The 22265-nt window shown below is 67.4% G+C and carries 18 protein-coding genes and 2 rRNA genes; 14 read left to right on the top strand and 6 right to left on the bottom strand.

Annotated features, from left to right (window positions below):
• Nucleotide 1 precedes the first annotated feature (1 nt).
• From OG247_RS10925 to OG247_RS10915, 3 genes are all read left to right on the top strand, one after another.
• Nucleotides 2-121 (top strand): SGM_5486 family transporter-associated protein, encoded by a 120-nt coding sequence (locus OG247_RS10925; protein ID WP_266876817.1) that lies wholly within the window; start codon nucleotides 2-4, stop codon nucleotides 119-121.
• 139 nt (nucleotides 122-260) lie between these two features.
• Nucleotides 261-476 (top strand): hypothetical protein, encoded by a 216-nt coding sequence (locus OG247_RS10920; protein ID WP_327252048.1) that lies wholly within the window; start codon nucleotides 261-263, stop codon nucleotides 474-476.
• Nucleotides 477-607: 131 nt separating this feature from the next.
• A complete protein-coding gene (locus tag OG247_RS10915) occupies nucleotides 608-1126 on the top strand; it encodes a SixA phosphatase family protein (RefSeq protein ID WP_327252047.1) in 519 nt (172 codons plus the stop codon).
• 113 nt (nucleotides 1127-1239) lie between these two features.
• Here OG247_RS10915 and serB read toward each other — a convergent pair whose 3' ends face one another.
• Nucleotides 1240-2439, bottom strand: a complete 1200-nt coding sequence (serB, locus tag OG247_RS10910) for a phosphoserine phosphatase SerB (protein WP_254387950.1) — start codon at nucleotides 2437-2439, stop codon at nucleotides 1240-1242.
• 451 nt (nucleotides 2440-2890) lie between these two features.
• Here serB and OG247_RS10905 point away from each other — a divergent pair, with 451 nt between their 5' ends.
• Nucleotides 2891-5461, top strand: a complete 2571-nt coding sequence (locus OG247_RS10905; protein ID WP_442813250.1) for an FHA domain-containing protein — start codon at nucleotides 2891-2893, stop codon at nucleotides 5459-5461.
• Nucleotides 5462-5567: 106 nt separating this feature from the next.
• Here OG247_RS10905 and OG247_RS10900 read toward each other — a convergent pair whose 3' ends face one another.
• Nucleotides 5568-6257, bottom strand: coding sequence for a transglycosylase SLT domain-containing protein (locus tag OG247_RS10900; RefSeq protein WP_327252046.1), 690 nt, complete (start codon nucleotides 6255-6257; stop codon nucleotides 5568-5570).
• Between the two features lie 682 nt (nucleotides 6258-6939).
• Between OG247_RS10900 and OG247_RS10895 the strand changes: the two genes are divergently transcribed.
• From OG247_RS10895 to OG247_RS10885, 3 genes are all read left to right on the top strand, one after another.
• Nucleotides 6940-8097 (top strand): GAF domain-containing sensor histidine kinase, encoded by a 1158-nt coding sequence (locus OG247_RS10895; protein ID WP_327252045.1) that lies wholly within the window; start codon nucleotides 6940-6942, stop codon nucleotides 8095-8097.
• The gene (locus OG247_RS10890) at nucleotides 8090-8749 is read left to right on the top strand and encodes a response regulator transcription factor (protein ID WP_327252044.1); all 660 of its coding nucleotides are present in this window, start codon (nucleotides 8090-8092) and stop codon (nucleotides 8747-8749) included. Before OG247_RS10895 ends, OG247_RS10890 begins: the two co-directional genes overlap by 8 nt.
• 128 nt (nucleotides 8750-8877) lie before the next feature.
• Nucleotides 8878-9123: a chaplin gene (locus OG247_RS10885; protein WP_243338617.1), complete on the top strand. Its 246-nt coding sequence runs from the start codon at nucleotides 8878-8880 to the stop codon at nucleotides 9121-9123.
• Between the two features lie 442 nt (nucleotides 9124-9565).
• Here OG247_RS10885 and OG247_RS10880 read toward each other — a convergent pair whose 3' ends face one another.
• On the bottom strand, nucleotides 9566-10345 hold the full coding sequence (locus OG247_RS10880) for a hypothetical protein (protein ID WP_327252043.1): 780 nt from the start codon (nucleotides 10343-10345) through the stop codon (nucleotides 9566-9568).
• 141 nt (nucleotides 10346-10486) lie between these two features.
• Here OG247_RS10880 and OG247_RS10875 point away from each other — a divergent pair, with 141 nt between their 5' ends.
• The 4 genes from OG247_RS10875 (at nucleotide 10487) to OG247_RS10860 (ending at nucleotide 13794) form a co-directional block, all read left to right on the top strand.
• The gene (locus OG247_RS10875; RefSeq protein ID WP_327252042.1) at nucleotides 10487-11281 is read left to right on the top strand and encodes an ABC transporter ATP-binding protein; all 795 of its coding nucleotides are present in this window, start codon (nucleotides 10487-10489) and stop codon (nucleotides 11279-11281) included.
• A 65-nt stretch (nucleotides 11282-11346) separates the two neighbouring features.
• A complete protein-coding gene (locus tag OG247_RS10870; protein ID WP_266909853.1) occupies nucleotides 11347-11778 on the top strand; it encodes an NfeD family protein in 432 nt (143 codons plus the stop codon).
• 146 nt (nucleotides 11779-11924) lie between these two features.
• A complete protein-coding gene (locus OG247_RS10865) occupies nucleotides 11925-12923 on the top strand; it encodes an SPFH domain-containing protein (protein ID WP_327252041.1) in 999 nt (332 codons plus the stop codon).
• A 100-nt stretch (nucleotides 12924-13023) separates the two neighbouring features.
• The gene (locus OG247_RS10860; protein WP_327252040.1) at nucleotides 13024-13794 is read left to right on the top strand and encodes a sulfite exporter TauE/SafE family protein; all 771 of its coding nucleotides are present in this window, start codon (nucleotides 13024-13026) and stop codon (nucleotides 13792-13794) included.
• Between the two features lie 79 nt (nucleotides 13795-13873).
• Here the strand turns inward: OG247_RS10860 and OG247_RS10855 are convergent, their stop codons facing one another.
• The 3 genes from OG247_RS10855 to OG247_RS10845 all read right to left on the bottom strand — a co-directional run bounded on the left by OG247_RS10855 (nucleotide 13874) and on the right by OG247_RS10845 (nucleotide 15923).
• Entirely contained in the window at nucleotides 13874-14377 is a 504-nt protein-coding gene (locus OG247_RS10855) for an HNH endonuclease (RefSeq protein WP_327252039.1), read from the bottom strand.
• Between the two features lie 161 nt (nucleotides 14378-14538).
• Nucleotides 14539-15072: a YbhB/YbcL family Raf kinase inhibitor-like protein gene (locus OG247_RS10850; protein ID WP_327252038.1), complete on the bottom strand. Its 534-nt coding sequence runs from the start codon at nucleotides 15070-15072 to the stop codon at nucleotides 14539-14541.
• A gap of 68 nt (nucleotides 15073-15140) precedes the next feature.
• On the bottom strand, nucleotides 15141-15923 hold the full coding sequence (locus OG247_RS10845; RefSeq protein ID WP_327252037.1) for a sporulation protein: 783 nt from the start codon (nucleotides 15921-15923) through the stop codon (nucleotides 15141-15143).
• Between the two features lie 137 nt (nucleotides 15924-16060).
• On the opposite strand from OG247_RS10845, the gene OG247_RS10840 reads away from it, so the two are divergent.
• From OG247_RS10840 to OG247_RS10830, 3 genes are all read left to right on the top strand, one after another.
• Entirely contained in the window at nucleotides 16061-16702 is a 642-nt protein-coding gene (locus OG247_RS10840; protein WP_327252036.1) for a DNA-3-methyladenine glycosylase, read from the top strand.
• Between the two features lie 552 nt (nucleotides 16703-17254).
• Nucleotides 17255-18779: ribosomal RNA gene (locus OG247_RS10835) — 16S ribosomal RNA — on the top strand.
• A 283-nt stretch (nucleotides 18780-19062) separates the two neighbouring features.
• A 23S ribosomal RNA gene (locus OG247_RS10830) occupies nucleotides 19063-22186 on the top strand.
• Together the 16S and 23S rRNA genes form the textbook arrangement of a ribosomal RNA operon.
• The last annotated feature ends 79 nt before the right edge of the window (nucleotides 22187-22265 follow it).

The following is a 22265-nucleotide window of genomic DNA, read 5'->3' as shown; positions in this document are numbered from 1 at the left end:
CATGTCGCCCGTACTTGAACCGAACCCCCAGAACGGCCACCGGAAGCTCGGCCTCGTGCTGGGCGCGATGCTGCTGGTGACCGTGGTCATCGCCGTCGTCGCCACCCTCGCCTCGCCGTAGGGGGTGGGGTTAACCCCCCAACCCCTAGGGGGTCAGGCTCAGGGACATCTGGGGTGCGTCCCGGATGGGAACCGCCTGCTCGAATCCTTAGATTCGAAGAGCAAGAGCGAGCCCGTCCGACCACCCCACGGAGGCGGCCATGTCGGCCCCCACGCACCTGGCCCCAGGCCGCCCGTCCGCTCCCCGCGCCGCCGGGGCCGACGCCCGGCTGCCCTGGTGGGCCCTCGCCCTGCCCGCCCTCGCCTTCGGCCTCCTGCTCATACTCCTCGCCGGATCCGGCCAGGCACACGCCGCCTCCGGCGACGGCTCCACCCTCGTCCAGGTCACCGAACGGCTGCTGAGCGCCGTCGGCTGACGGGGCGCCAGCCGCCGGGAGCCCACCCGCGCCGCCGTGCGCCGGGGCGCTCCCCGCGCCCCCACACCTGGGGGTGATGACCCCCTCAACCCCCTGCGCCCCGTGGCTCGATTCATGCGAAGCTGGGAGTCATGAGCGCCGACACACCCCGCAGGATCGTTCTCCTCCGGCACGCCAAGGCCGAATGGTCGGACGGCACGGACCACGACCGCCCCCTGGCGGACCGCGGCCGTCACGACGCCCCGGCCGCGGGCCAGAAACTGGCCCAGACCGGCATCGCCTTCGACCTGGCCCTCTGCTCCAGCGCGGCCCGGACCAGGGAGACCTGGAAGCTGGCCGTCCAGGAGCTGCCGCACCGGCCGAGGACCACGTACGAGGAACGGCTCTACGAGGCTTCGCTGGGCGAGCTCATCGCCCTGGTCAACGAGACCTCCGACGAGGTCAAGAACCTCCTGGTCATCGGCCACAACCCCGGCATGCACGCGCTGGCCGACGCCCTCTCCGGGAGCGCGCAGGGCGACGTGCTCGCCCGGATGAACCGCAGCGGCTTCCCGACCTCCGGAATCGCCGTCGTCTCCTTCACCGGCTCGTGGAAGTCCGTGGAACACGGCGTGGGCACCCTGCTGGACTTCTGGACCCCGCACAGCTGACGCGCACGCACGCCCCGACGACCAAGCCGACGGAGCGGGCCCCGGCACTTGCGCAGTGCCGGGGCCCGCTCCGTGGTGGTAGTCGTCGGGGCGTCGTGGTTCAGCCGTGTCCGTCACGCCAGGTCGGCGGCCTCGACCTCTTCGCGGGTGATTCCGAGCAGGTACAGCACGGCGTCCAGGAAGGGCACGTTCACCGCGGTGTGCGCGGCCTGGCGGACCACCGGCTTGGCGCAGAAGGCCACGCCCAGCCCGGCCGCGTTCAGCATGTCCAGGTCGTTGGCGCCATCGCCGATGGCCACGGTCTGGGCCAGCGGTACGCCGGCCTCCGCGGCGAAGCGGCGCAGCAGCCGGGCCTTGCCGGCCCGGTCCACGATCTCGCCGGTGACCTTGCCCGTCAGCTTGCCGTCGACGATCTCCAGGGTGTTGGCGGAGGCGAAGTCCAGCCCGAGCCGCTCCCGCAGATCGTCCGTCACCTGCGTGAACCCGCCGGAGACCACGCCCACCTGGTACCCGAGCCGCTTGAGGGTGCGGATCAGCGTCCGGGCGCCCGGGGTGAGGCGCACCTCGGAGCGGACCTTGTCCACCACGGAGGCGTCCAGCCCGGCCAACAGCGCGACCCGGGCGTGCAGCGACTGCTCGAAGTCCAGCTCCCCGCGCATGGCGCGCTCGGTCACCTCGGCGACCTCGGCCTCACAGCCGGCGTGCGCGGCGAAGAGCTCGATGACCTCGTCCTGGATCAGGGTCGAGTCCACGTCCATGACGACGAGGCGCTGGGCCCGCCGGTGCAGCCCGGCCGAGACCACGGCCACGTCGACGCCGATCTGGGCGGCTGCGGTGGCCAGCGCGGTGCGCAGCGGCTCGGTCGCGGTGCCGGAGACGGCGAATTCCACGGCCGTCACCGGATACTTCGCGAGCCGGAAGATGCGGTCGATGTTGCCGCCGGTCGCGGTGATCCGCGCGGCGATGGCGGCCGTGGACTCGGCCGTGAGCGGGTGCCCGAGCACGGTGACGTGCGAACGGCCACTGCCGCGCGGCCGGTTGTCACCGGTGCCGGAGAGGATCTCGGCCTGCAGCTTGAGGGACTCGGCCCAGCTGTGGACGGTGGCCCGCAGCTCGCCCTCGGTGCCGGCGGTCGGGTGGGTGACGAGGGCGCACAGGACGATGCGGCCCCGGGTGACGACCTGCTCGATGTCGACGACGTCGACGGAGTAGGCGGCGAGGGTGTCGAACAGCCCGGCGGTGATCCCGGGACGGTCCTTGCCGAAGATCTTGACGAGGAGGGTGGGGACGTCGGAGGTCTGCGAAGCGCTCATGGTGCCTTCACCGTATCTCCCCGGCCTGCGCGCACGGAGCCCCGTCCCACCTGGCGGAACCGTTTCGCTCCGTACGGACGTGCGGGGGCCACTCCGTGGACGTGTGGAGGTCGTGCGGTGGCCATGGGCGGGCCCTGGAGCGGGCGCGTGGAGATCCGGCGACGGGAACGCCGGACGGCCGGAGGCCACGCACGGGACGGGAGGGCGAGGGCCGCGAACGAGCCCGTCCGACGGGCCGATGCGTTCCCCGGCCCGGCCCGGGGGACGTCGGAGCGTCCCGAAACGCACCTTCCGGGGCACTTTCAACCCCCTCGGCGGGCCTCCCGGGGCGCTGCCAAGTGGCCCGGATTCCCCTTGTGGCCGTGCGCCTGAAATAGTTCCCCCGGATGTTCGCCATCCCTAGACTCCCTGACGTCATGGGGGATTCTCGGGGGACTTAAGTGGGGCTGGAGTGCCGGAACTCGTACTGGAATTGAATGGAAGGACCTGGACGCTCGATCCGTCCAGGTCGTACTCGCTGGGGCGCGACCCCCAGGGAGACGTGGTGATCGATGACGCCCGGGTGTCGTGGCGGCACGCCACCATCGCCTGGAACGGGCGAGGTTGGGGAATCGAGGACCACGGCAGCACCAACGGCACGTACGTGCGCGGGGCGAGGGTCCAGCAGGCCGAGCTCGTCCCCGGCACGCCGGTGCACCTGGGCAACGCCACCGACGGGCCACGACTGAATCCCGTCGCGGGCGCGGCCGCGGCCGCCCCGGCGCCGCAGCCGGCCGTGGCGCAGCAGGCGCCGGCCCAGGCGTACGCGCAGCAGCAGCCGCCGCAGGTACAGCCGCAGCCGCAGGCGCAGCAGCCCTGGGAACAGCAGGTCCAGCAGGCCCCGCCGTTCCCGCAGCAGCAGGCCCAGCAGCAGGCCCAGCAGCCGCACCAGGTACAGCCCTTCCCGCAGCAGCAGCACCAGCAGCACCAGCAGCAGCCGGGCGGCGGCGGTACCCCGGGCTACGGCGACCACCGCAGCCCGACGACGTTCCACCAGCTCGCGCTGGGCCACGTCATGCGCATCGGCCGTGCGCTGGAGAACGAGCTGGTGGTCTCCGACCTCCAGGTCTCCCGCCACCACGCGGAGTTCCACTCGATGCCGGGCGGCCGCTTCGAGATCCGCGACCTCGGCAGCCACAACGGCACCTACGTCAACGGCCAGCCGCTGGCGAAGTCGGGCACCGCGCTGCTCGGCCCGAACGACATCGTCGGCGTCGGCCACTCGACCTTCCGGATCGTCGGCGACCGCCTCGAGGAGTTCGTCGACACCGGTGACGTCTCCTTCTCGGCCCGCCACCTCACGGTCACGGTCGACGGCGGCAAGCAGATCCTCAAGGACGTCACCTTCGGCGTCCCGGAGAAGTCGCTGATCGGCGTCATCGGCCCCTCCGGCTCCGGCAAGTCGACGCTCCTCAAGGCGCTGACCGGCTACCGCCCGGCCAACGAGGGCGACGTCCTCTACGACAACCGCAACCTGTACAAGCAGTTCGCGGAGCTCCGCCAGCGCATCGGCCTGGTCCCGCAGGACGACATCCTGCACAAGGAGCTGAAGGTCAGCACCGCCCTGAAGTACGCGGCCAAGCTCCGCTTTCCGGGCGACACCGCCGAGTCGGAGCGCGCCGCCCGCATCAACGAGGTGCTGCGCGAGCTCAAGCTCGACATCCACAAGGACAAGAAGATCACCTCGCTCTCGGGCGGCCAGCGCAAGCGCGTGTCCGTGGCCCTGGAGCTGCTGACCAAGCCCTCGCTGATCTTCCTGGACGAGCCCACCTCGGGCCTCGACCCGGGCATGGACCGCGATGTCATGCAGCTGCTGCGCGGCCTCGCCGACGACGGCCGCACGGTCCTCGTCGTCACGCACTCGGTCGCCGAGCTGGCCATCTGCGACAAGCTGCTGGTCATGGCCCCGGGCGGCTCGGTCGCGTACTTCGGCCCGCCGGACGAGGCGCTGAACTTCTTCGGCTACACCACCTGGGCCGACGTGTTCTCCGCCTTCGAGAGCTACCGCGACTACGACTGGGCCGGCCGCTGGAAGGGCTCGCAGCACTACCAGCTCTACGCCGCCGACATCGACGCGGTCGCCCCGCAGTCGGTGCAGCCCGCCGTGCAGCAGACCCGGCCGCCGAAGCCGCAGGGCTGGGGTTCCCAGCTCTGGACGCTGATGCGCCGCTACATGTCGGTCATCGCGTCCGACAGGGGATTCATCGCACTGATGCTGATCCTCCCGGCGGTCCTCGGCGTGGTCTCCGTCGTCATCCCCGCGAAGTTCGGACTCGCGCCGCCCGTGGCGCCGTCCCGCTTCAACGGCGACGCCGGCACGATCATGCTGATCCTCGCGGTCGGCATGTGCTTCTCCGGCGCGGCGAACTCGGTCCGTGAGCTGATCAAGGAACGCGTGATCTACGAGCGCGAGCGCGCGACCGGCCTGTCCCGGTCGGCGTACCTCGTGTCGAAGGTGATCGTCCTCGGGGTCATCACGGCCATCCAGGGCGTGATCATCTGCGGGATCGGCTTCTACCCGCGCGACCTGCCCGCCGAGGGTCTGCTGATGCCGCCGGCCGTGGAGATCTGCCTGTCGGTCATCGCGCTCGGCTTCACCTCCATGATGTTCGGCCTGGTGATCTCCTCGCTGGTCAAGACCGCCGAGAAGACCATGCCGCTGCTGGTCATGTTCGCGATCGTCCAGGTCGTCTTCACCGGCATCCTCTTCCAGGTCTACGATTCTCCGGGCCTGGAGCAGTTCGCCTGGCTGATGCCGTCCCGCTGGGCGATCGCCGCCGCCGGCACCACGCTGAACCTCGGCGTGCTCATGCCGCCGTGGGACGCGGAGAACCCGACCAACACCGACCCGCTCTGGGACGCCACGGTCGGCCAGTGGAGCCTGAACATCACGGTCCTGCTGCTCCTCGGCGTCGCGTGCGGCTTCGCCGTGCAGCGCCTGCTGCGCCGCCACGAGCCCGAGGTCATGCGCGCGGGCAAGTAAGCGCCGGGCCCGCGTACGCACGCGGGCACGCACGAACGCCTCAGGGCGGCTCCGGAACACCGGGGCCGCCCTGAGGCGCATGGGGGCTGGGGAGGACGCCAGGGGCCTAGTAGGCGCTGTTGACGTTGTCCATGGAGCCGTAGCGGTCGGCCGCGTAGTTGCAGGCCGCGACGATGTTGGCGACCGGGTCGTACTGGTCGAACTTGGTGCCCTTGACGTGGTACGCCTTGAAGGTCGGGGCGATGACCTGGAGCAGACCCTTGCTGGGGATGCCGTTCTGGGCGTTGATGTCCCAGTTGTTGATCGCCATCGGGTTGCCGCTGGACTCGCGCATGATGTTCTTGTGGATCCCGGCGTAGGTGCCCGGAATGCCCTCCTTCTTCATGATGAAGAGGGCTTCCTTGATCCAGCCGTCCAGGTTGTTCGCGAAGACCGGCGCGCGGTTCACGGAACGGCTGGCGGCCGCCTTCTGCTCGCGGTCCTTCTTCGCGTCCGCCTCGGCCTTGGCCTTGGCGGCGGCGGCCTTGGCGTCCTTCGCGACCTTGGCCTGCTGGTCCGCGACGACCTGCTGAACGGTGAGGTGCTGCTGCACGGCCTGCGTCTGTGCGCCGTCGACGACCTTCGACCAGGCGACGGGAGCAGCGGCGACGGCCGTCTGCGTCTCGACGGCGTTGGCCGGTACGAGGGAGAAGGCGAGGGCGGCGGCGCCCAGGGTGGCTACACCGGCGATGGAAAGCTTGTGCGCCTTCGTCATCGTCAGACGACGACTGTGGCCGGGAGTGCTGGTCTCGGTCATGCGTAGCAACCTCTTCGAATAGCGGGGGCCGCAGGAAAGCGCCTGCCGGATCCGGGATCCGCGGCGCTGTGCGGCGAGAGCAATTCTTAGCGGTGGCAAAATCCTGTGGCAAAGGTGTGACGTACGATCCCGCTTAGTGGATCAGGGGCCGGAGCCGAGCCCCGAATTCGGCGCCTGGAGCGCGTGAGTCAGCGCTAACAGCGTCTTTATTCGTCCACTAGGGAGCTTCGTAAGTGATGTGCGTCCTATGTGCGGGCTCACATCGGGCATGTATCAATCTCACCAACCGTTGCGTCAGCAATCCGTTCAGTGACCGTTCTCATCCTTGAGTAGCAGAAGAACGTCCCGGAACTCCTGCCAAAGGCACAGCTTCGCTACGGCTGACCGGTACCCGCGCAGTACGCCGCCGTGTACGGCGGCGCCGAACGGCCTCCCGCCCGGCGAGGGGGCGGGCCGCAAGGCCCGGCGGAATGTCCCTTATATACAGTCCCTTCTCCCGTACCCCCCGAGCGCTCTCCCGCTCCACCCCGGCCGGGCCCCGCCCCGCGTACCGGCCGCCCGGAAGCCGTCCGAGGCCCGGGACCTACGCCGGGACCTACGCCGAGACCTACGCCGCCACCCGCGCGAGGCCTACGCCTCCGGCCCGATCCGACCGCCCGGCCGCCGCGAGTACCGTGAGGCCATGCACTCCGGACCCCGAGGCCCCCGCGGCGGCGGCCTGGCCGCCGTGAGTACCGCGCTGCTCGCCATGAGCCGCCGGCTGGAGGTCCGCGACGTGCTGCGCACGATCGTCGCCTCGGCCCGCGAGCTGCTCGACGCCGAGTACGCGGCCCTGGGCGTCCCGGACGACCACGGCGGCTTCGCCCAGTTCGTCGTGGACGGCATCAGCGAGGAGCAGTGGCGGGCCATCGGCCCGCTGCCCCGCCAGCACGGGATCCTCGCCGCGATGCTCCACCAGGACGGCCCCGAGCGGCTGGCCGACGTACGCAGGGACCCCCGCTTCGAGGGCTGGCCGGCGGCCCACCCCGACATGTCCGACTTCCTGGGGCTGCCCATCCGCGACGGGGAGGAGACACTCGGCGCCCTCTTCCTCGCGAACAAGCGGAGCGTCCCGGGCGGCGGGCGGGGCTTCACCGACGAGGACGAGGAGCTCCTCTCCCTCCTCGCCCAGCACGCGGCGATCGCCCTCACCAACGCACGCCTCTACGAACGCAGCCGCGAGCTGACCATCGCGGAGGAGCGCTCCCGCCTGGCCCACGAGCTGCACGACGCGGTCAGCCAGAAGCTCTTCTCGCTCCGCCTGACCGCACAGGCCGCAGCCGCCCTGGTGGACCGCGACCCGGCCCGGGCCAAGGACGAGCTCCAGCAGGTCGCCACCCTCGCGGCCGAGGCCGCCGACGAACTGCGCGCGGCCGTCACCGAGCTCCGCCCCGCCGCCCTCGACGAGGACGGCCTCGTCGCCACCCTGCGCAACCAGGTCCGCGTCCTGGACCGGGCCCACACCGCGCAGGTCACCTTCACCTGCGACGGCGTACGGGCCCTGCCCGCGGCCCAGGAGGAGGCGGTCCTGCGCGTGGCGCAGGAAGCCCTGCACAACGCCCTGCGCCACTCCGCCGGAGACCGGATCGACGTCACCCTCACCCGCCGGGAGACCGGCGGAGCCCTGCTCCGGGTGACCGACGACGGAACCGGCTTCTCCCCTCCCACCGTCCGCCGGGCGGGCCGGCACCTCGGCCTGGTCTCCATGCGGGACCGGGCAGCGGGCGTCGGCGGCCGGCTCACCGTGCGGTCCGAGCCCGGCACCGGCACCACGATCGAACTGGAGGTACCCGGTGGCTGACACGCCGGGCCGTAGCGGCCGCGTCAGGGTGTTGCTCGTGGACGACCACCAGGTCGTCCGGCGGGGCCTGCGCACCTTCCTGGAGGTACAGGACGACATCGAGGTGGTCGGCGAGGCCGCCGACGGCGAGGAGGGCATCGACCGCGCCGAGGAGCTGCGCCCCGACGTCATCCTGATGGACATCAAGATGCCGGGCACCGACGGCATCGAGGCACTGCGCAGGCTGCGCACGCTGGCGAACCCCGCGCGCGTGCTGATCGTCACCAGCTTCACCGAGCAGCGCACGGTGGTCCCCGCCCTGCGCGCGGGCGCGGCGGGCTACGTGTACAAGGACATCGACCCCGACGCCCTCGCCGCCGCCATCCGCTCCGTGCACGCGGGCCACGTCCTCCTCCAGCCGGAGGTCGCCGGGGCCCTGCTCGCCGAGGAGGGGCCCGGCCCGTCATCCGGCCGCGGCGGCAACCTGACGGATCGCGAGCGCGAGGTGCTCCATCACATAGCGGACGGGCGTTCGAACCGGGAGATCGCCCGCGCGCTCGTCCTGTCGGAGAAGACGGTGAAGACGCACGTCTCGAACATCCTGATGAAGCTGGACGTCGCGGACCGTACGCAGGCGGCGCTCTGGGCGGTCAGGCACGGCATCGCGCGGTGACTCGTACGGGCAGTGATTCATACGGTCGGGTGTATGTAGCCCACATGGCGCATCCCGTTCGTCGGATGAGCGTTCTTCATGACGTGCCGCGGCGGCTGGCCGCGGCAGACGTACTGGAGGACGAGAACGTGAAGAACTTCAAGAAGGCCACCGCCGTCACCATGATCGCGGGCGGCCTCCTCGCCGCCGGCGCGGGTGTCTCGTCGGCGCACGGCGGTGCGTCGGCGGAGGGCGAGGCCCTGAACTCGCCCGGCGTGGCCGCGGGGAACCAGCTCCAGCTCCCCGTCCACATCCCCGCGAACGTGGTGGGCAACTCGGTCAACGTGATCGGCCTGCTCAACGGCGCCTGGGGCAACACGGGCGTCAACAACTGAGCCCCTCCTCAACGCGGCGCCCGCACTGCCCGCCTTTCTGACGCGGCGCCCGCACTGCTCCGCAGGCCTCCGACCGGCGTGAGTGTCGGTCCCGCGTAGCGGCCACACACCTCGGCCCCGCTTCCCCCCTCTCCCTGGGAAGCGGGGCCGAAGCCTTCCCGCCACGACCGGACCACTCCGCCCCCTCGGCAGCGCCGGGCCCATCCGCCGCGGGGAGATCCCACCCCGTGCCGGTCCGGCGCGGCCGGGCAAAATCAGCCTCGCCGGCGTTTGAGGCGCGGGGTCCGGGGCGGCGCCCCGGAAGGCCCGGCGCAGCCGGGGTCGCTCGCGCAACGGCGCCGCACCCCGATCCCCGCACCCCGATCCCCGCACCCCGATCCCCGCACCCCGATCCCCGCACCCCGATCCCCGCACCCCGATCCCCGCGGCCAGCGGCCAGCGGCTAGCGGAGCCGCTCCTCGACGGCCGAGTTGTACGCCGCGACCAGCGCCCGCCGAGCGACCCGCTCCACCGGCCGCAAGGCCTCCGCCCGTGCGGCCATCTCCGACGCGGCCACCGCCGCCCCGTGTCCCCGCTCGGTCGCCAGCGACACCATCAGGTCCACCCGCTGCGCCAGCGACAGGACCCGTACCGCCCGCGCCGGATACCCCGGCGCCAGCGCGTCCCGCCCGGCCTCCGTCCGCGCCCGGTACGCGGACAGCGCCGCCTCCGCCACCGGCCCGGATCCCGCCACGTCCAGCCGGGTCAGCACCACCGTGGCCTCGCGCAGCGCCTCCGCCAGTTCCCGTTCCGCCTCGCCGAGCGACGGCACGTCCGCCGGCGGGGCCTCCCGTACCGGCAGGCAGTGCCAGGTCACCGACACGTGCACGTCACCCGCGGGCCCGGCCTCGTGGACCTCCGGCACCAGCCCGACCGCCGCACCCACCGCGACGACCGCCTCCTCCGCGTCCAGCGCCCTCGCGTTGAACTCCGGCGGCCCGCTCAGCCCCAGCGGATGCCCCGGCGCCGGGAGCGCGATCCGCAGCCCGGTCACCCCCAGCACCCGCAGCCGGCCCAGCGCCAGGGTGAGCCCCACCGGCCCGGATTCCCCGGGCAGCCCCTCCACCCGGTGCACGGAGTCCTCGCCCACGATCGACAACACGGCCTCGTCGGGCGAGACGAGACCGGCCAGCAGAGCGTTCCCCCAGGCGGCCAGCCGCCCGGAACGCGGTTCGAAAAGCATCCCCCTACTTTACGGACGGCCTTCTGGACCCGGGCCCGCGCCCGGACCCCTCCCCGAGTGGCGTAGGTTTTCCCCTGGGGCCGCGCCCACGGACGGGCGGCGCACAGACGAACCAAGACTGCAAGGGGAGACAACACGCTCATGAGCGATGTTCTGGAGCTGGTGGACGTATCCGTGGTCCGCGAGGGCCGGGCTCTGGTGGACCAGGTCTCCTGGTCGGTCAAGGAGGGGGAGCGCTGGGTGATCCTCGGCCCCAACGGCGCCGGCAAGACCACGCTGCTGAACCTCGCCTCCAGCTACCTCTTCCCCACCAAGGGCTCCGCCACCATCCTCGGCAGCACCCTCGGCAAGGTGGACGTCTTCGAGCTGCGCCCCCGCATCGGCATGGCCGGCATCGCGATGGCCGACAAGCTGCCCAGGCGCCAGACCGTCCTGGAGACCGTCCTCACCGCCGCGTACGGGATGACGGCCACCTGGCAGGAGGAGTACGAGGAGATCGACGAGCAGCGTGCCCGCGCCTTCCTCGACCGCCTCGGCATGACGCCCTACCTCGACCGGAAGTTCGGCACGCTCTCCGAGGGCGAGCGCAAGCGCACCCTGATCGCCCGCGCGCTGATGACCGACCCCGAGCTGCTGCTGCTCGACGAGCCCGCCGCCGGTCTCGACCTCGGCGGCCGCGAGGACCTCGTACGCCGCCTCGGCCGGCTCGCCCGCGATCCGCTCGCCCCGTCGATGATCATGGTCACGCACCACGTCGAGGAGATCGCCCCCGGCTTCACCCACGTGCTGATGATCCGTCAGGGCAAGGTGGTCGCGGCCGGACCCATCGACCTCGAACTGACCTCCCGCAACCTCTCGCTCTGCTTCGGCCTGCCGCTCGTCGTCGAGCGCAACGACAGCGACCGCTGGACCGCCCAGGGCCTGCCCCTGCGGTAGTCCGCGCACCAGCCGGGCTTCCCGCACCCTGTCCGGACCGCGCCCACCCGACCTACCATGACCATGTGGACATCGACGCGTGGGTGTGGTGGCTCATAGGCGCGGTCGGACTGGGCATTCCCCTGGTCCTGACCGCGATGCCCGAGTTCGGCATGTTCGCCGCCGGAGCGGTGGCGGCCGCCGTGACGGCGGCCCTCGGCGGGGGAGTGGTCGCCCAAGTCCTGGTCTTCGTGGCCGTGTCGGTCGCGCTCATCGCGGTCGTCCGCCCGATCGCCAACCGGCACCGCAACCAGAAACCCCAACACCGCAGCGGAATCGATGCGTTGAGGGGCCGCAGCGCGGTCGTCCTGGAACGCGTGGACGCGGGCGGCGGTGGCCGGATCAAGCTCGCCGGGGAGATCTGGTCGGCGCGCTCCCTGGACGCGGACATCACCTTCGAACCGGGCCAGTCCGTCGACGTGGTGGAGATCGACGGGGCGACCGCCGTCGTCATGTGACGAACGGCACGATGTGACGGACCAGCACGTGAGCAACTCACCTGTGTGCAAGCACATGTGGGCAAGCAGCCGACCCGCGGCCCCGGGGTCTGCGAGACTCCGCTGAACGGGGCAGCACAGATAGCCGGAAGGGCACGGGGAACCGCATGCAACCGATCATCATCGTTCTGATCATTCTGGTGGTTCTGGTCTTCATCGCACTGGTCAAGACGATCCAGGTGATCCCGCAGGCCAGCGCCGCCATCGTCGAGCGATTCGGCCGCTACACCCGCACCCTCAACGCGGGCCTCAACATCGTCGTCCCGTTCATCGACTCGATCCGCAACCGGATCGACCTCCGCGAGCAGGTCGTCCCGTTCCCGCCGCAGCCCGTCATCACCCAGGACAACCTCGTCGTCAACATCGACACGGTCATCTACTACCAGGTGACCGACGCCCGCGCCGCGACGTACGAGGTGGCCAGCTACATCCAGGCCATCGAGCAGCTCACCGTCACCACGCTGCGCAACATCATCGGCGGCATGGATCTGGAGCGGACCCTGACCTCCCGCGAGGAGATCAACGCGGCCCTGCGCGGAGTCCTCGACGAAGCCACCGGCAAGTGGGGCATCCGCGTCAACCGCGTCGAGCTGAAGGCCATCGAGCCGCCGACCTCCATCCAGGACTCGATGGAGAAGCAGATGCGCGCCGACCGCGACAAGCGCGCCGCGATCCTCCAGGCCGAAGGTGTCCGCCAGTCCGAGATCCTGCGCGCCGAGGGCGAGAAGCAGTCCTCCATCCTGCGCGCCGAAGGTGACGCCAAGGCCGCCGCCCTGCGCGCCGAGGGCGAGGCGCAGGCCATCCGTACGGTCTTCGAGTCCATCCACGCCGGCGACGCCGACCAGAAGCTGCTCGCCTACCAGTACCTCCAGATGCTGCCGAAGCTCGCCGAAGGCGACGCCAACAAGCTCTGGATCGTCCCGAGCGAGATCGGCGACGCCCTCAAGGGCCTCTCCGGAGCGATGGGCAACTTCGGCCCGATGGGCGCCGCCTCCGGCTTCAACCCGCAGAACGCGGGCAGGGACGGTGCCAAGGAGGGCGGCGGCATCCCGGCCGCCCGCGACAAGGACGCCGCTGAGCGCCGGGAACAGCCAACCATTGACTGAACGGGATTGAACGGGCCGTCCCCTCCGGCATGATCAGTGAGGCCCCCCGACCTTCATGGCGGGGAGGCGACTCACTCATGCAAAGGGGACGACCCCGCCCATGTCCATCTGGGAATCACTCGCGGTCTTCGCGGCCGGCATCGGCGCCGGCACCATCAACGCCATCGTCGGTTCCGGAACCCTCATCACCTTCCCGGTGCTGCTGGCCACCGGCCTGCCGCCGGTCACGGCCAACGTCTCCAACACCCTGGGCCTCGTGCCCGGTGCCATCAGCGGAGCCATCGGCTACCGCAAGGAGCTCCAGGGCCAGCGCGCCCGCATCGTCCGGCTCGGTGCCGTCTCCCTCGTCGGCGGACTCGCCGGCGCGATCCTGCTCCTCATCCTGCCGTCGGACTCCTTCGACACGATCGTGCCGGTCCTGATCGGCCTGGCCCTCGTCCTCGTCGTGTTCCAGCCCAGGCTCGCCGCCGCACTGCGCAAGCGTCAGGAGGCCGCGGGAGGCGACACCGGCCACCCCGACGGCGGCCCCCTGCTGCTGTCGGGCATGCTGCTCTCCAGCGCGTACGGGGGGTACTTCGGCGCCGCCCAGGGCGTGCTCTACCTCGGCCTGATGGGCCTGCTGCTCCACGAGGACCTCCAGCGGATCAACGCGGTGAAGAACGTCCTCGCGGCGATGGTGAACGGCATCGCGGCGGTCTTCTTCCTCTTCGTCGCCGAGTTCGACTGGACGGCCGTCCTGCTCATCGCCGTCGGCTCCACCATCGGCGGCCAGCTCGGCGCCAAGGTCGGCCGCCGCCTGCCGCCCACCGTGCTGCGCGCCGTGATCGTGACCGTCGGGATCATCGCGATCGTCCAACTGCTGCTCCGCTGAGCGACGTAGAAAACGTACGTCGCCCAGCGCAGCCGTCTATCCGGCGGGACGATCCCGCCCTACGAGATCACCGGCAGCCCTACGCGGAACGCTCCAGCCACTCCGGCAGCGCCTCCCGCCCGCCCACCCCCAGCGCGAGCAGCATGGCGTCGGCCGGCGAGGGAACGAAGGGCTTCCGGAGGAGCGGCATCCCCGCCTCCTCCGGAGTCCGGGCCGCCTTGCGGTGGTTGTCCTCGGAGCAGGAGGCCACCGTGTTCAGCCAGGTGTCCCCACCGCCCTGCGCCCGCGGAAGCACGTGGTCCACGGTCGTGGCGCGCTTCCCGCAGTACGCGCACCGGTGTTGGTCCCGGATCAACACCCCCCTCCGTGACCAGGGAGCATGTCTCCGGAAAGGCACCCGTACGTACCTGCAGAGTCTGATCACCCGCGGCAGCGGAAGATCCATCGTGGCCGCGCGCACACGGAACTCGGGATGCGCCTGTTCGACCACGGCCTTGTCCTGGAGCACCAGGACCACCGCCCGGTTCAGCGTCACCGTCGACAGCGGCTCGAAGCTCGCGTTCAGCACCAGCGTGTCCCGCATCTCGCCCACCTCCCGTGTGCAGGCCCGCGACCACCCTGGCGGCAAGGCCCACGACCACTCTGGTCGCGCGCGCCACGCGGGACAACGCAATAAAAATGCCCGGTCCTGGTCGTCTTTAGACCAGGACCGGGCTAACGCTCGGAGAACGAAGGGCGGAACGATCAGCCCGCGGGAGCCTCGTACTCACCGATGAGCTGCGCACGCCCCAGCGTGTGGAACCGCAGATTGAACCCGACGACGGCCGGCGACACATCCGCGCCGGGACCGAGCTTCTCCTCGTCCACCGCGTACACGGTGAACACGTAACGGTGCCGCTCCCCGGCCGGGGGAGCCGCCCCGCCGAAGTCCTGCGTGCCGTAGTCGTTGCGCACGTGCACGGCCCCGGCGGGCAGTCCCTCGAACTTTCCGGAGCCCGCCCCGGCCGGCAGCTCGGTGACCGAGACCGGCAGATCGAAGAGCACCCAGTGCCAGAACCCGCTCCCCGTCGGCGCGTCCGGGTCGAAGCAGGTCACGGCGAAGGACTTCGTCGCCTCCGGGAACCCCTCCCACCGCAGGTGCGGCGATACGTTCCCACCGGCCAGCACCTGGGCGGACCCCAGATCGGCCCCGGGCTCCAGGTCCGCACTGCTCATGGTGAAAGCGTGCACCGCCGGATGGAAATCGTGGGGGAGCGGCGCCCTGCTCTGCTCGGCCACTGCGGAACCTCCTACTGGATCGAGTCGACGCTGACCGGTACCTGTACCGGCACCGAGCCTAGATCCGCTCAGAGCCAGTTGCGCTGCGAACCCACCGACGAGATCCACTGGTTCAGGTAGGCCGCCCAGTCGGTGTCCTGGTAGGACTGCAGCCCCACCTGGAAGCAGCGGAAGGTGTCGCTGCCCTCGCTGAACAGACCCGGCTTCTTGTCCATCTCCAGGACGACGTCCATCTCGCGTCCGTCGGAGACGAAGGTCAGCTCGACCTGGTTCAGCCCCCGGTACTGCGACGGCGGCAGGAACTCGATCTCCTGGTAGAACGGCAGCGTCTGCCGCGTCCCCCGGATGTGCCCGCGCTCCATGTCCGCACTGCGGAAGGAGAAGCCCAGCTGCGTGAAGGCGTCGAGGATCGCCTGCTGCGCCGGCACCGGGTGCACGTTGATCGCGTCGAGGTCGCCGGCGTCCACCGCGCGCGCGATCTCCAGCTCGGTGCTGACCCCGATGTTCATCCCGGGCAGCTGACGCCCTCCGAAGTGGGTGATCGGCGTCTCCCAGGGGATCTCCAGGCCGAACGGCACCACGTGCAGGGCGCCCGGCTGCACCTGGAAGGCACCGCCGAGACGCTGCTTGGTGAAGACCACGTCCTGCTTGTACTCCTGGTCGTTGCCCTCCACCTCCACCCGCGCTTGGAGCCCGACCGACAGCCCCTCGATCTGCTGCTCCACGGATCCGCCCTGGATCCGGACCTCGCCCTGGACGATCCCGCCCGGCACGACGTTCGGCTCGGTGATGACCGTGTCGACCGAAGCACCACCGGCACCCAGGCTCGCGAACAGCTTCCTGAACCCCATGCTCTGACTCCCCTATACGACGTGCTCGAAAAAAGTCCTGCTCGAAAGCCCCGCGCGACCAGGCGCGGCACTACCTCTACAAACGCGGAACCTTAGGCCCCGGTTGCAGGAGTACGCAGTCCACTACGCTCGACTGGATGAGCGCGCGCCCCGACCGTACGCCCCTGCCCCGGTCCTTCTTCGACCGCCCGGTCCTCACCGTGGCCCCGGACCTCCTCGGCCGCACCCTGGTCCGCCGCACCCCGGACGGCCCGCTGGAACTGCGCATCACGGAGGTGGAGGCGTACGAGGGGGAAGCCGACCCGGGCTCCCACGCGTACCGCGGCCGGACGGCGCGCAACGCGTCGATGTTCGGTCCACCCGGACACGCGTACGTCTACTTCATCTACGGCATGTGGTTCAGCCTCAACCTGGTCTGCGGCCCCCCGGGCCACGCGAGCGGTGTCCTGCTGAGGGCGGGGGAGATCACCGTGGGCGCCGAGCTGGCCCGTAAACGCCGTGTTTCAGCCAGAACCGACCGAGAACTGGCCAAAGGCCCGGCCCGCCTGGCCACCGCCCTGGCCGTGGACCGCTCCCTCGACGGCACGGACCTCTGCACCGGCCCGGATTCCCCCTTGTCCCTCCTGACAGGCACCCCTGCCCCGGCCGACCTGGTGAGCAAGGGCCCCCGCACCGGAGTGGGCGGCGCCGGCGCCACCCACCCGTACCGCTACTGGATCGCCCACGACCCGACGGTGAGCCCGTACCGGGCCCACGCGCCACGCCGCCGCTCAACTTGACTCGGCGTCGGCGGACGCCTAACGTAGCCCGAGCCGCTTGAACGGGGCACTGCTATCAGCAGACCCCCAGAGCGGCCAACCCACTACCTACGACTTACCCCTGGCGGGGTCTTATTCGGCATGTCCGAATTCGATTCCGAACGGCCGATTATGAGCCGCACGGGATAAGCGCTAATGTGGTGGAGCGCCGAAAGGCAAAGACCCCCAACGGTCACCAAATTCAAATCCAAACCGACTGCGACTTTCGAGAAGCAGGGCGCGGAAATGATCTGGTAGAGTTGGAAACGAAGGAAGCGCCCGGAGGGCCTGGAAACAGGAACAAAGGAAGCGTCCGTTCCTTGAGAACTCAACAGCGTGCCAAAAATCAACGCCAAAAAGTTGATACCCCGTCCATTTCGGTGGATGAGGTTCCTTTGAAAAAGACCTGTGAGGTCACGGCTTCGGCTGGGATGCTTGCAGGCAATTACACAGCGAGGATGCAGTGGACGGTCGGTCTTATTCCGACATGACTGTCCCGCTCTAAGTGCGTGTGCACCGGATTACCGGTAAACATTCATGGAGAGTTTGATCCTGGCTCAGGACGAACGCTGGCGGCGTGCTTAACACATGCAAGTCGAACGATGAAGCCCTTCGGGGTGGATTAGTGGCGAACGGGTGAGTAACACGTGGGCAATCTGCCCTTCACTCTGGGACAAGCCCTGGAAACGGGGTCTAATACCGGATAACACTCCTGCCTGCATGGGCGGGGGTTAAAAGCTCCGGCGGTGAAGGATGAGCCCGCGGCCTATCAGCTTGTTGGTGGGGTAATGGCCCACCAAGGCGACGACGGGTAGCCGGCCTGAGAGGGCGACCGGCCACACTGGGACTGAGACACGGCCCAGACTCCTACGGGAGGCAGCAGTGGGGAATATTGCACAATGGGCGAAAGCCTGATGCAGCGACGCCGCGTGAGGGATGACGGCCTTCGGGTTGTAAACCTCTTTCAGCAGGGAAGAAGCGAAAGTGACGGTACCTGCAGAAGAAGCGCCGGCTAACTACGTGCCAGCAGCCGCGGTAATACGTAGGGCGCAAGCGTTGTCCGGAATTATTGGGCGTAAAGAGCTCGTAGGCGGCTTGTCACGTCGGATGTGAAAGCCCGAGGCTTAACCTCGGGTCTGCATTCGATACGGGCTAGCTAGAGTGTGGTAGGGGAGATCGGAATTCCTGGTGTAGCGGTGAAATGCGCAGATATCAGGAGGAACACCGGTGGCGAAGGCGGATCTCTGGGCCATTACTGACGCTGAGGAGCGAAAGCGTGGGGAGCGAACAGGATTAGATACCCTGGTAGTCCACGCCGTAAACGTTGGGAACTAGGTGTTGGCGACATTCCACGTCGTCGGTGCCGCAGCTAACGCATTAAGTTCCCCGCCTGGGGAGTACGGCCGCAAGGCTAAAACTCAAAGGAATTGACGGGGGCCCGCACAAGCAGCGGAGCATGTGGCTTAATTCGACGCAACGCGAAGAACCTTACCAAGGCTTGACATATACCGGAAAGCATTAGAGATAGTGCCCCCCTTGTGGTCGGTATACAGGTGGTGCATGGCTGTCGTCAGCTCGTGTCGTGAGATGTTGGGTTAAGTCCCGCAACGAGCGCAACCCTTGTCCTGTGTTGCCAGCATGCCCTTCGGGGTGATGGGGACTCACAGGAGACCGCCGGGGTCAACTCGGAGGAAGGTGGGGACGACGTCAAGTCATCATGCCCCTTATGTCTTGGGCTGCACACGTGCTACAATGGCCGGTACAATGAGCTGCGATACCGTGAGGTGGAGCGAATCTCAAAAAGCCGGTCTCAGTTCGGATTGGGGTCTGCAACTCGACCCCATGAAGTCGGAGTTGCTAGTAATCGCAGATCAGCATTGCTGCGGTGAATACGTTCCCGGGCCTTGTACACACCGCCCGTCACGTCACGAAAGTCGGTAACACCCGAAGCCGGTGGCCCAACCCGTAAGGGAGGGAGCTGTCGAAGGTGGGACTGGCGATTGGGACGAAGTCGTAACAAGGTAGCCGTACCGGAAGGTGCGGCTGGATCACCTCCTTTCTAAGGAGCACAGTACCGATTGCAGACAAACGTTCTGCACGGTCAGCTCAGGGTGGAACGTTGATTAGTTGGCACGGTTTCCTGGATGGATCACAAGTACTGCTTCGGCGTGGAAAGTGACTCACTGACGGGGGATCGTGCTTGGCACGTTGTTGGGTATCTGAGGGTACGGCCGAAAGGCTTTATCTTCGCGATGCCGGCCCCAGTGAACTTCGTCTTAGGATGAGGGTGATGGGTGGCTGGTCGTTGCTTGAGAACTACACAGTGGACGCGAGCATCTGTAGGCCAAGTTTTTAAGGGCGCACGGTGGATGCCTTGGCACCAGGAACCGATGAAGGACGTGAGAGGCCGCGATAGGCCCCGGGGAGCTGCCAACTGAGCTTTGATCCGGGGGTGTCCGAATGGGGAAACCCGGCAGTCGTCATGGGCTGTCACCCACTGCTGAACACATAGGCAGTGTGGAGGGAACGCGGGGAAGTGAAACATCTCAGTACCCGCAGGAAGAGAAAACAACCGTGATTCCGGGAGTAGTGGCGAGCGAAACCGGATGAGGCCAAACCGTATGCGTGTGATACCCGGCAGGGGTTGCGCATGCGGGGTTGTGGGAATTCTTTTGATCGGTCTGCCGGCCGGTCGGCGAGTCAGAAACCGTTGATGTAGTCGAAGGACATGCGAAAGGTCCGGCGTAGAGGGTAAGACCCCCGTAGACGAAACATCAGCGGCTTGCTTAAGAATCTCCCAAGTAGCACGGGGCCCGAGAAATCCCGTGTGAATCTGGCGGGACCACCCGCTAAGCCTAAATATTCCCTGGTGACCGATAGCGGATAGTACCGTGAGGGAATGGTGAAAAGTACCGCGGGAGCGGAGTGAAATAGTACCTGAAACCGTGTGCCTACAAGCCGTGGGAGCGTCGCTGTATGTGCTTGCACATACAGTCGTGACTGCGTGCCTTTTGAAGAATGAGCCTGCGAGTTAGCGGTGTGTAGCGAGGTTAACCCGTGTGGGGAAGCCGTAGCGAAAGCGAGTCCGAATAGGGCGATTGAGTTGCACGCTCTAGACCCGAAGCGGAGTGATCTAGCCATGGGCAGGTTGAAGCGGAGGTAAGACTTCGTGGAGGACCGAACCCACCAGGGTTGAAAACCTGGGGGATGACCTGTGGTTAGGGGTGAAAGGCCAATCAAACTCCGTGATAGCTGGTTCTCCCCGAAATGCATTTAGGTGCAGCGTCACGTGTTTCTTGCCGGAGGTAGAGCACTGGATAGGCGATGGGCCCTACCGGGTTACTGACCTTAGCCAAACTCCGAATGCCGGTAAGTGAGAGCGTGGCAGTGAGACTGTGGGGGATAAGCTCCATGGTCGAGAGGGAAACAGCCCAGAGCATCGACTAAGGCCCCTAAGCGTACGCTAAGTGGGAAAGGATGTGGAGTCGCAGAGACAACCAGGAGGTTGGCTTAGAAGCAGCCACCCTTGAAAGAGTGCGTAATAGCTCACTGGTCAAGTGATTCCGCGCCGACAATGTAGCGGGGCTCAAGCGTACCGCCGAAGTCGTGTCATTGCAGCAATAGGGCCAACGCCCGCTGTGATGGGTAGGGGAGCGTCGTGTGCCGGGTGAAGCAGCAGCGGAAGCTAGTTGTGGACGGTTCACGAGTGAGAATGCAGGCATGAGTAGCGATACACACGTGAGAAACGTGTGCGCCGATTGACTAAGGGTTCCTGGGTCAAGCTGATCTGCCCAGGGTAAGTCGGGACCTAAGGCGAGGCCGACAGGCGTAGTCGATGGACAACCGGTTGATATTCCGGTACCCGCTTTGAAACGCCCAATATCGAATCAGGCGATGCTAAGCCCGTGAAGCCGTTCCGGACCCTTCGGGGAAAGGAAAGTGGTGGAGCCGGCGAACCAGACTTGTAGTAGGTAAGCGATGGGGTGACGCAGGAAGGTAGTCCAGCCCGGGCGGTGGTAGTCCCGGGGTAAGGGTGTAGGCCGAGGGGTAGGCAAATCCGTCCCTCATATAAGGCTGAGACCTGATGCCGAGCCGATTGTGGTGAAGTGGATGATCCTATGCTGTCGAGAAAAGCCTCTAGCGAGTTTCATGGCGGCCCGTACCCTAAACCGACTCAGGTGGTCAGGTAGAGAATACCGAGGCGTTCGGGTGAACTATGGTTAAGGAACTCGGCAAAATGCCCCCGTAACTTCGGGAGAAGGGGGGCCATCACTGGTGATCGGATTTACTCCGTGAGCTGGGGGTGGCCGCAGAGACCAGCGAGAAGCGACTGTTTACTAAAAACACAGGTCCGTGCGAAGCCGTAAGGCGATGTATACGGACTGACGCCTGCCCGGTGCTGGAACGTTAAGGGGACCGGTTAGTCACATTTCGGTGTGGCGAAGCTGAGAACTTAAGCGCCAGTAAACGGCGGTGGTAACTATAACCATCCTAAGGTAGCGAAATTCCTTGTCGGGTAAGTTCCGACCTGCACGAATGGCGTAACGACTTCTCGACTGTCTCAACCATAGGCCCGGTGAAATTGCACTACGAGTAAAGATGCTCGTTTCGCGCAGCAGGACGGAAAGACCCCGGGACCTTTACTATAGTTTGATATTGGTGTTCGGTTCGGCTTGTGTAGGATAGGTGGGAGACTTTGAAGCGGCCACGCCAGTGGTTGTGGAGTCGTCGTTGAAATACCACTCTGGTCGTGCTGGATGTCTAACCTCGGTCCGTGATCCGGATCAGGGACAGTGTCTGATGGGTAGTTTAACTGGGGCGGTTGCCTCCCAAAAAGTAACGGAGGCGCCCAAAGGTTCCCTCAGCCTGGTTGGCAATCAGGTGTTGAGTGTAAGTGCACAAGGGAGCTTGACTGTGAGACCGACGGGTCGAGCAGGGACGAAAGTCGGGACTAGTGATCCGGCGGTGGCTTGTGGAAGCGCCGTCGCTCAACGGATAAAAGGTACCCCGGGGATAACAGGCTGATCTTCCCCAAGAGTCCATATCGACGGGATGGTTTGGCACCTCGATGTCGGCTCGTCGCATCCTGGGGCTGGAGTCGGTCCCAAGGGTTGGGCTGTTCGCCCATTAAAGCGGTACGCGAGCTGGGTTTAGAACGTCGTGAGACAGTTCGGTCCCTATCCGCTGTGCGCGTAGGAATATTGAGAAGGGCTGTCCCTAGTACGAGAGGACCGGGACGGACGAACCTCTGGTGTGCCAGTTGTCCTGCCAAGGGCATGGCTGGTTGGCTACGTTCGGGAGGGATAACCGCTGAAAGCATCTAAGCGGGAAGCCTGCTTCAAGATGAGTATTCCCACCTCCTTGAGAGGGTAAGGCTCCCAGTAGACGACTGGGTTGATAGGCCAGATGTGGAAGCCCGGTAACGGGTGGAGCTGACTGGTACTAATAGGCCGAGGGCTTGTCCTCAGTTGCTCGCGTCCACTGTGTTAGTTCTGAAGCAACGAACGGTTGCTGGTTTCTAGAGCTAGAACATAACTACAAAGTG

It is taken from the genome of Streptomyces sp. NBC_01244, assembly GCF_035987325.1.
GTDB lineage: Bacteria > Actinomycetota > Actinomycetes > Streptomycetales > Streptomycetaceae > Streptomyces.
Note: the sequence above shows the minus strand (reverse complement) of the source record. Positions and strands in the feature narration are given on the sequence as shown.

What these genes read in the sequence shown, in the direction of transcription:
- OG247_RS10900 (WP_327252046.1), bottom strand. Translation starts at nt 6,257, where the DNA reads ATGACCGAGACCAGCACTCCCGGCCACAGTCGTCGTCTGACGATGACG.
- OG247_RS10860 (WP_327252040.1), top strand. Translation starts at nt 13,024, where the DNA reads ATGTCCATCTGGGAATCACTCGCGGTCTTCGCGGCCGGCATCGGCGCC.
- serB (WP_254387950.1), bottom strand. Translation starts at nt 2,439, where the DNA reads ATGAGCGCTTCGCAGACCTCCGACGTCCCCACCCTCCTCGTCAAGATC.
- OG247_RS10925 (WP_266876817.1), top strand. Translation starts at nt 2, where the DNA reads ATGTCGCCCGTACTTGAACCGAACCCCCAGAACGGCCACCGGAAGCTC.
- OG247_RS10915 (WP_327252047.1), top strand. Translation starts at nt 608, where the DNA reads ATGAGCGCCGACACACCCCGCAGGATCGTTCTCCTCCGGCACGCCAAG.
- OG247_RS10895 (WP_327252045.1), top strand. Translation starts at nt 6,940, where the DNA reads ATGCACTCCGGACCCCGAGGCCCCCGCGGCGGCGGCCTGGCCGCCGTG.
- OG247_RS10875 (WP_327252042.1), top strand. Translation starts at nt 10,487, where the DNA reads ATGAGCGATGTTCTGGAGCTGGTGGACGTATCCGTGGTCCGCGAGGGC.
- OG247_RS10880 (WP_327252043.1), bottom strand. Translation starts at nt 10,345, where the DNA reads ATGCTTTTCGAACCGCGTTCCGGGCGGCTGGCCGCCTGGGGGAACGCT.
- OG247_RS10920 (WP_327252048.1), top strand. Translation starts at nt 261, where the DNA reads ATGTCGGCCCCCACGCACCTGGCCCCAGGCCGCCCGTCCGCTCCCCGC.
- OG247_RS10845 (WP_327252037.1), bottom strand. Translation starts at nt 15,923, where the DNA reads ATGGGGTTCAGGAAGCTGTTCGCGAGCCTGGGTGCCGGTGGTGCTTCG.
- OG247_RS10855 (WP_327252039.1), bottom strand. Translation starts at nt 14,377, where the DNA reads ATGCGGGACACGCTGGTGCTGAACGCGAGCTTCGAGCCGCTGTCGACG.
- OG247_RS10865 (WP_327252041.1), top strand. Translation starts at nt 11,925, where the DNA reads ATGCAACCGATCATCATCGTTCTGATCATTCTGGTGGTTCTGGTCTTC.
- OG247_RS10840 (WP_327252036.1), top strand. Translation starts at nt 16,061, where the DNA reads ATGAGCGCGCGCCCCGACCGTACGCCCCTGCCCCGGTCCTTCTTCGAC.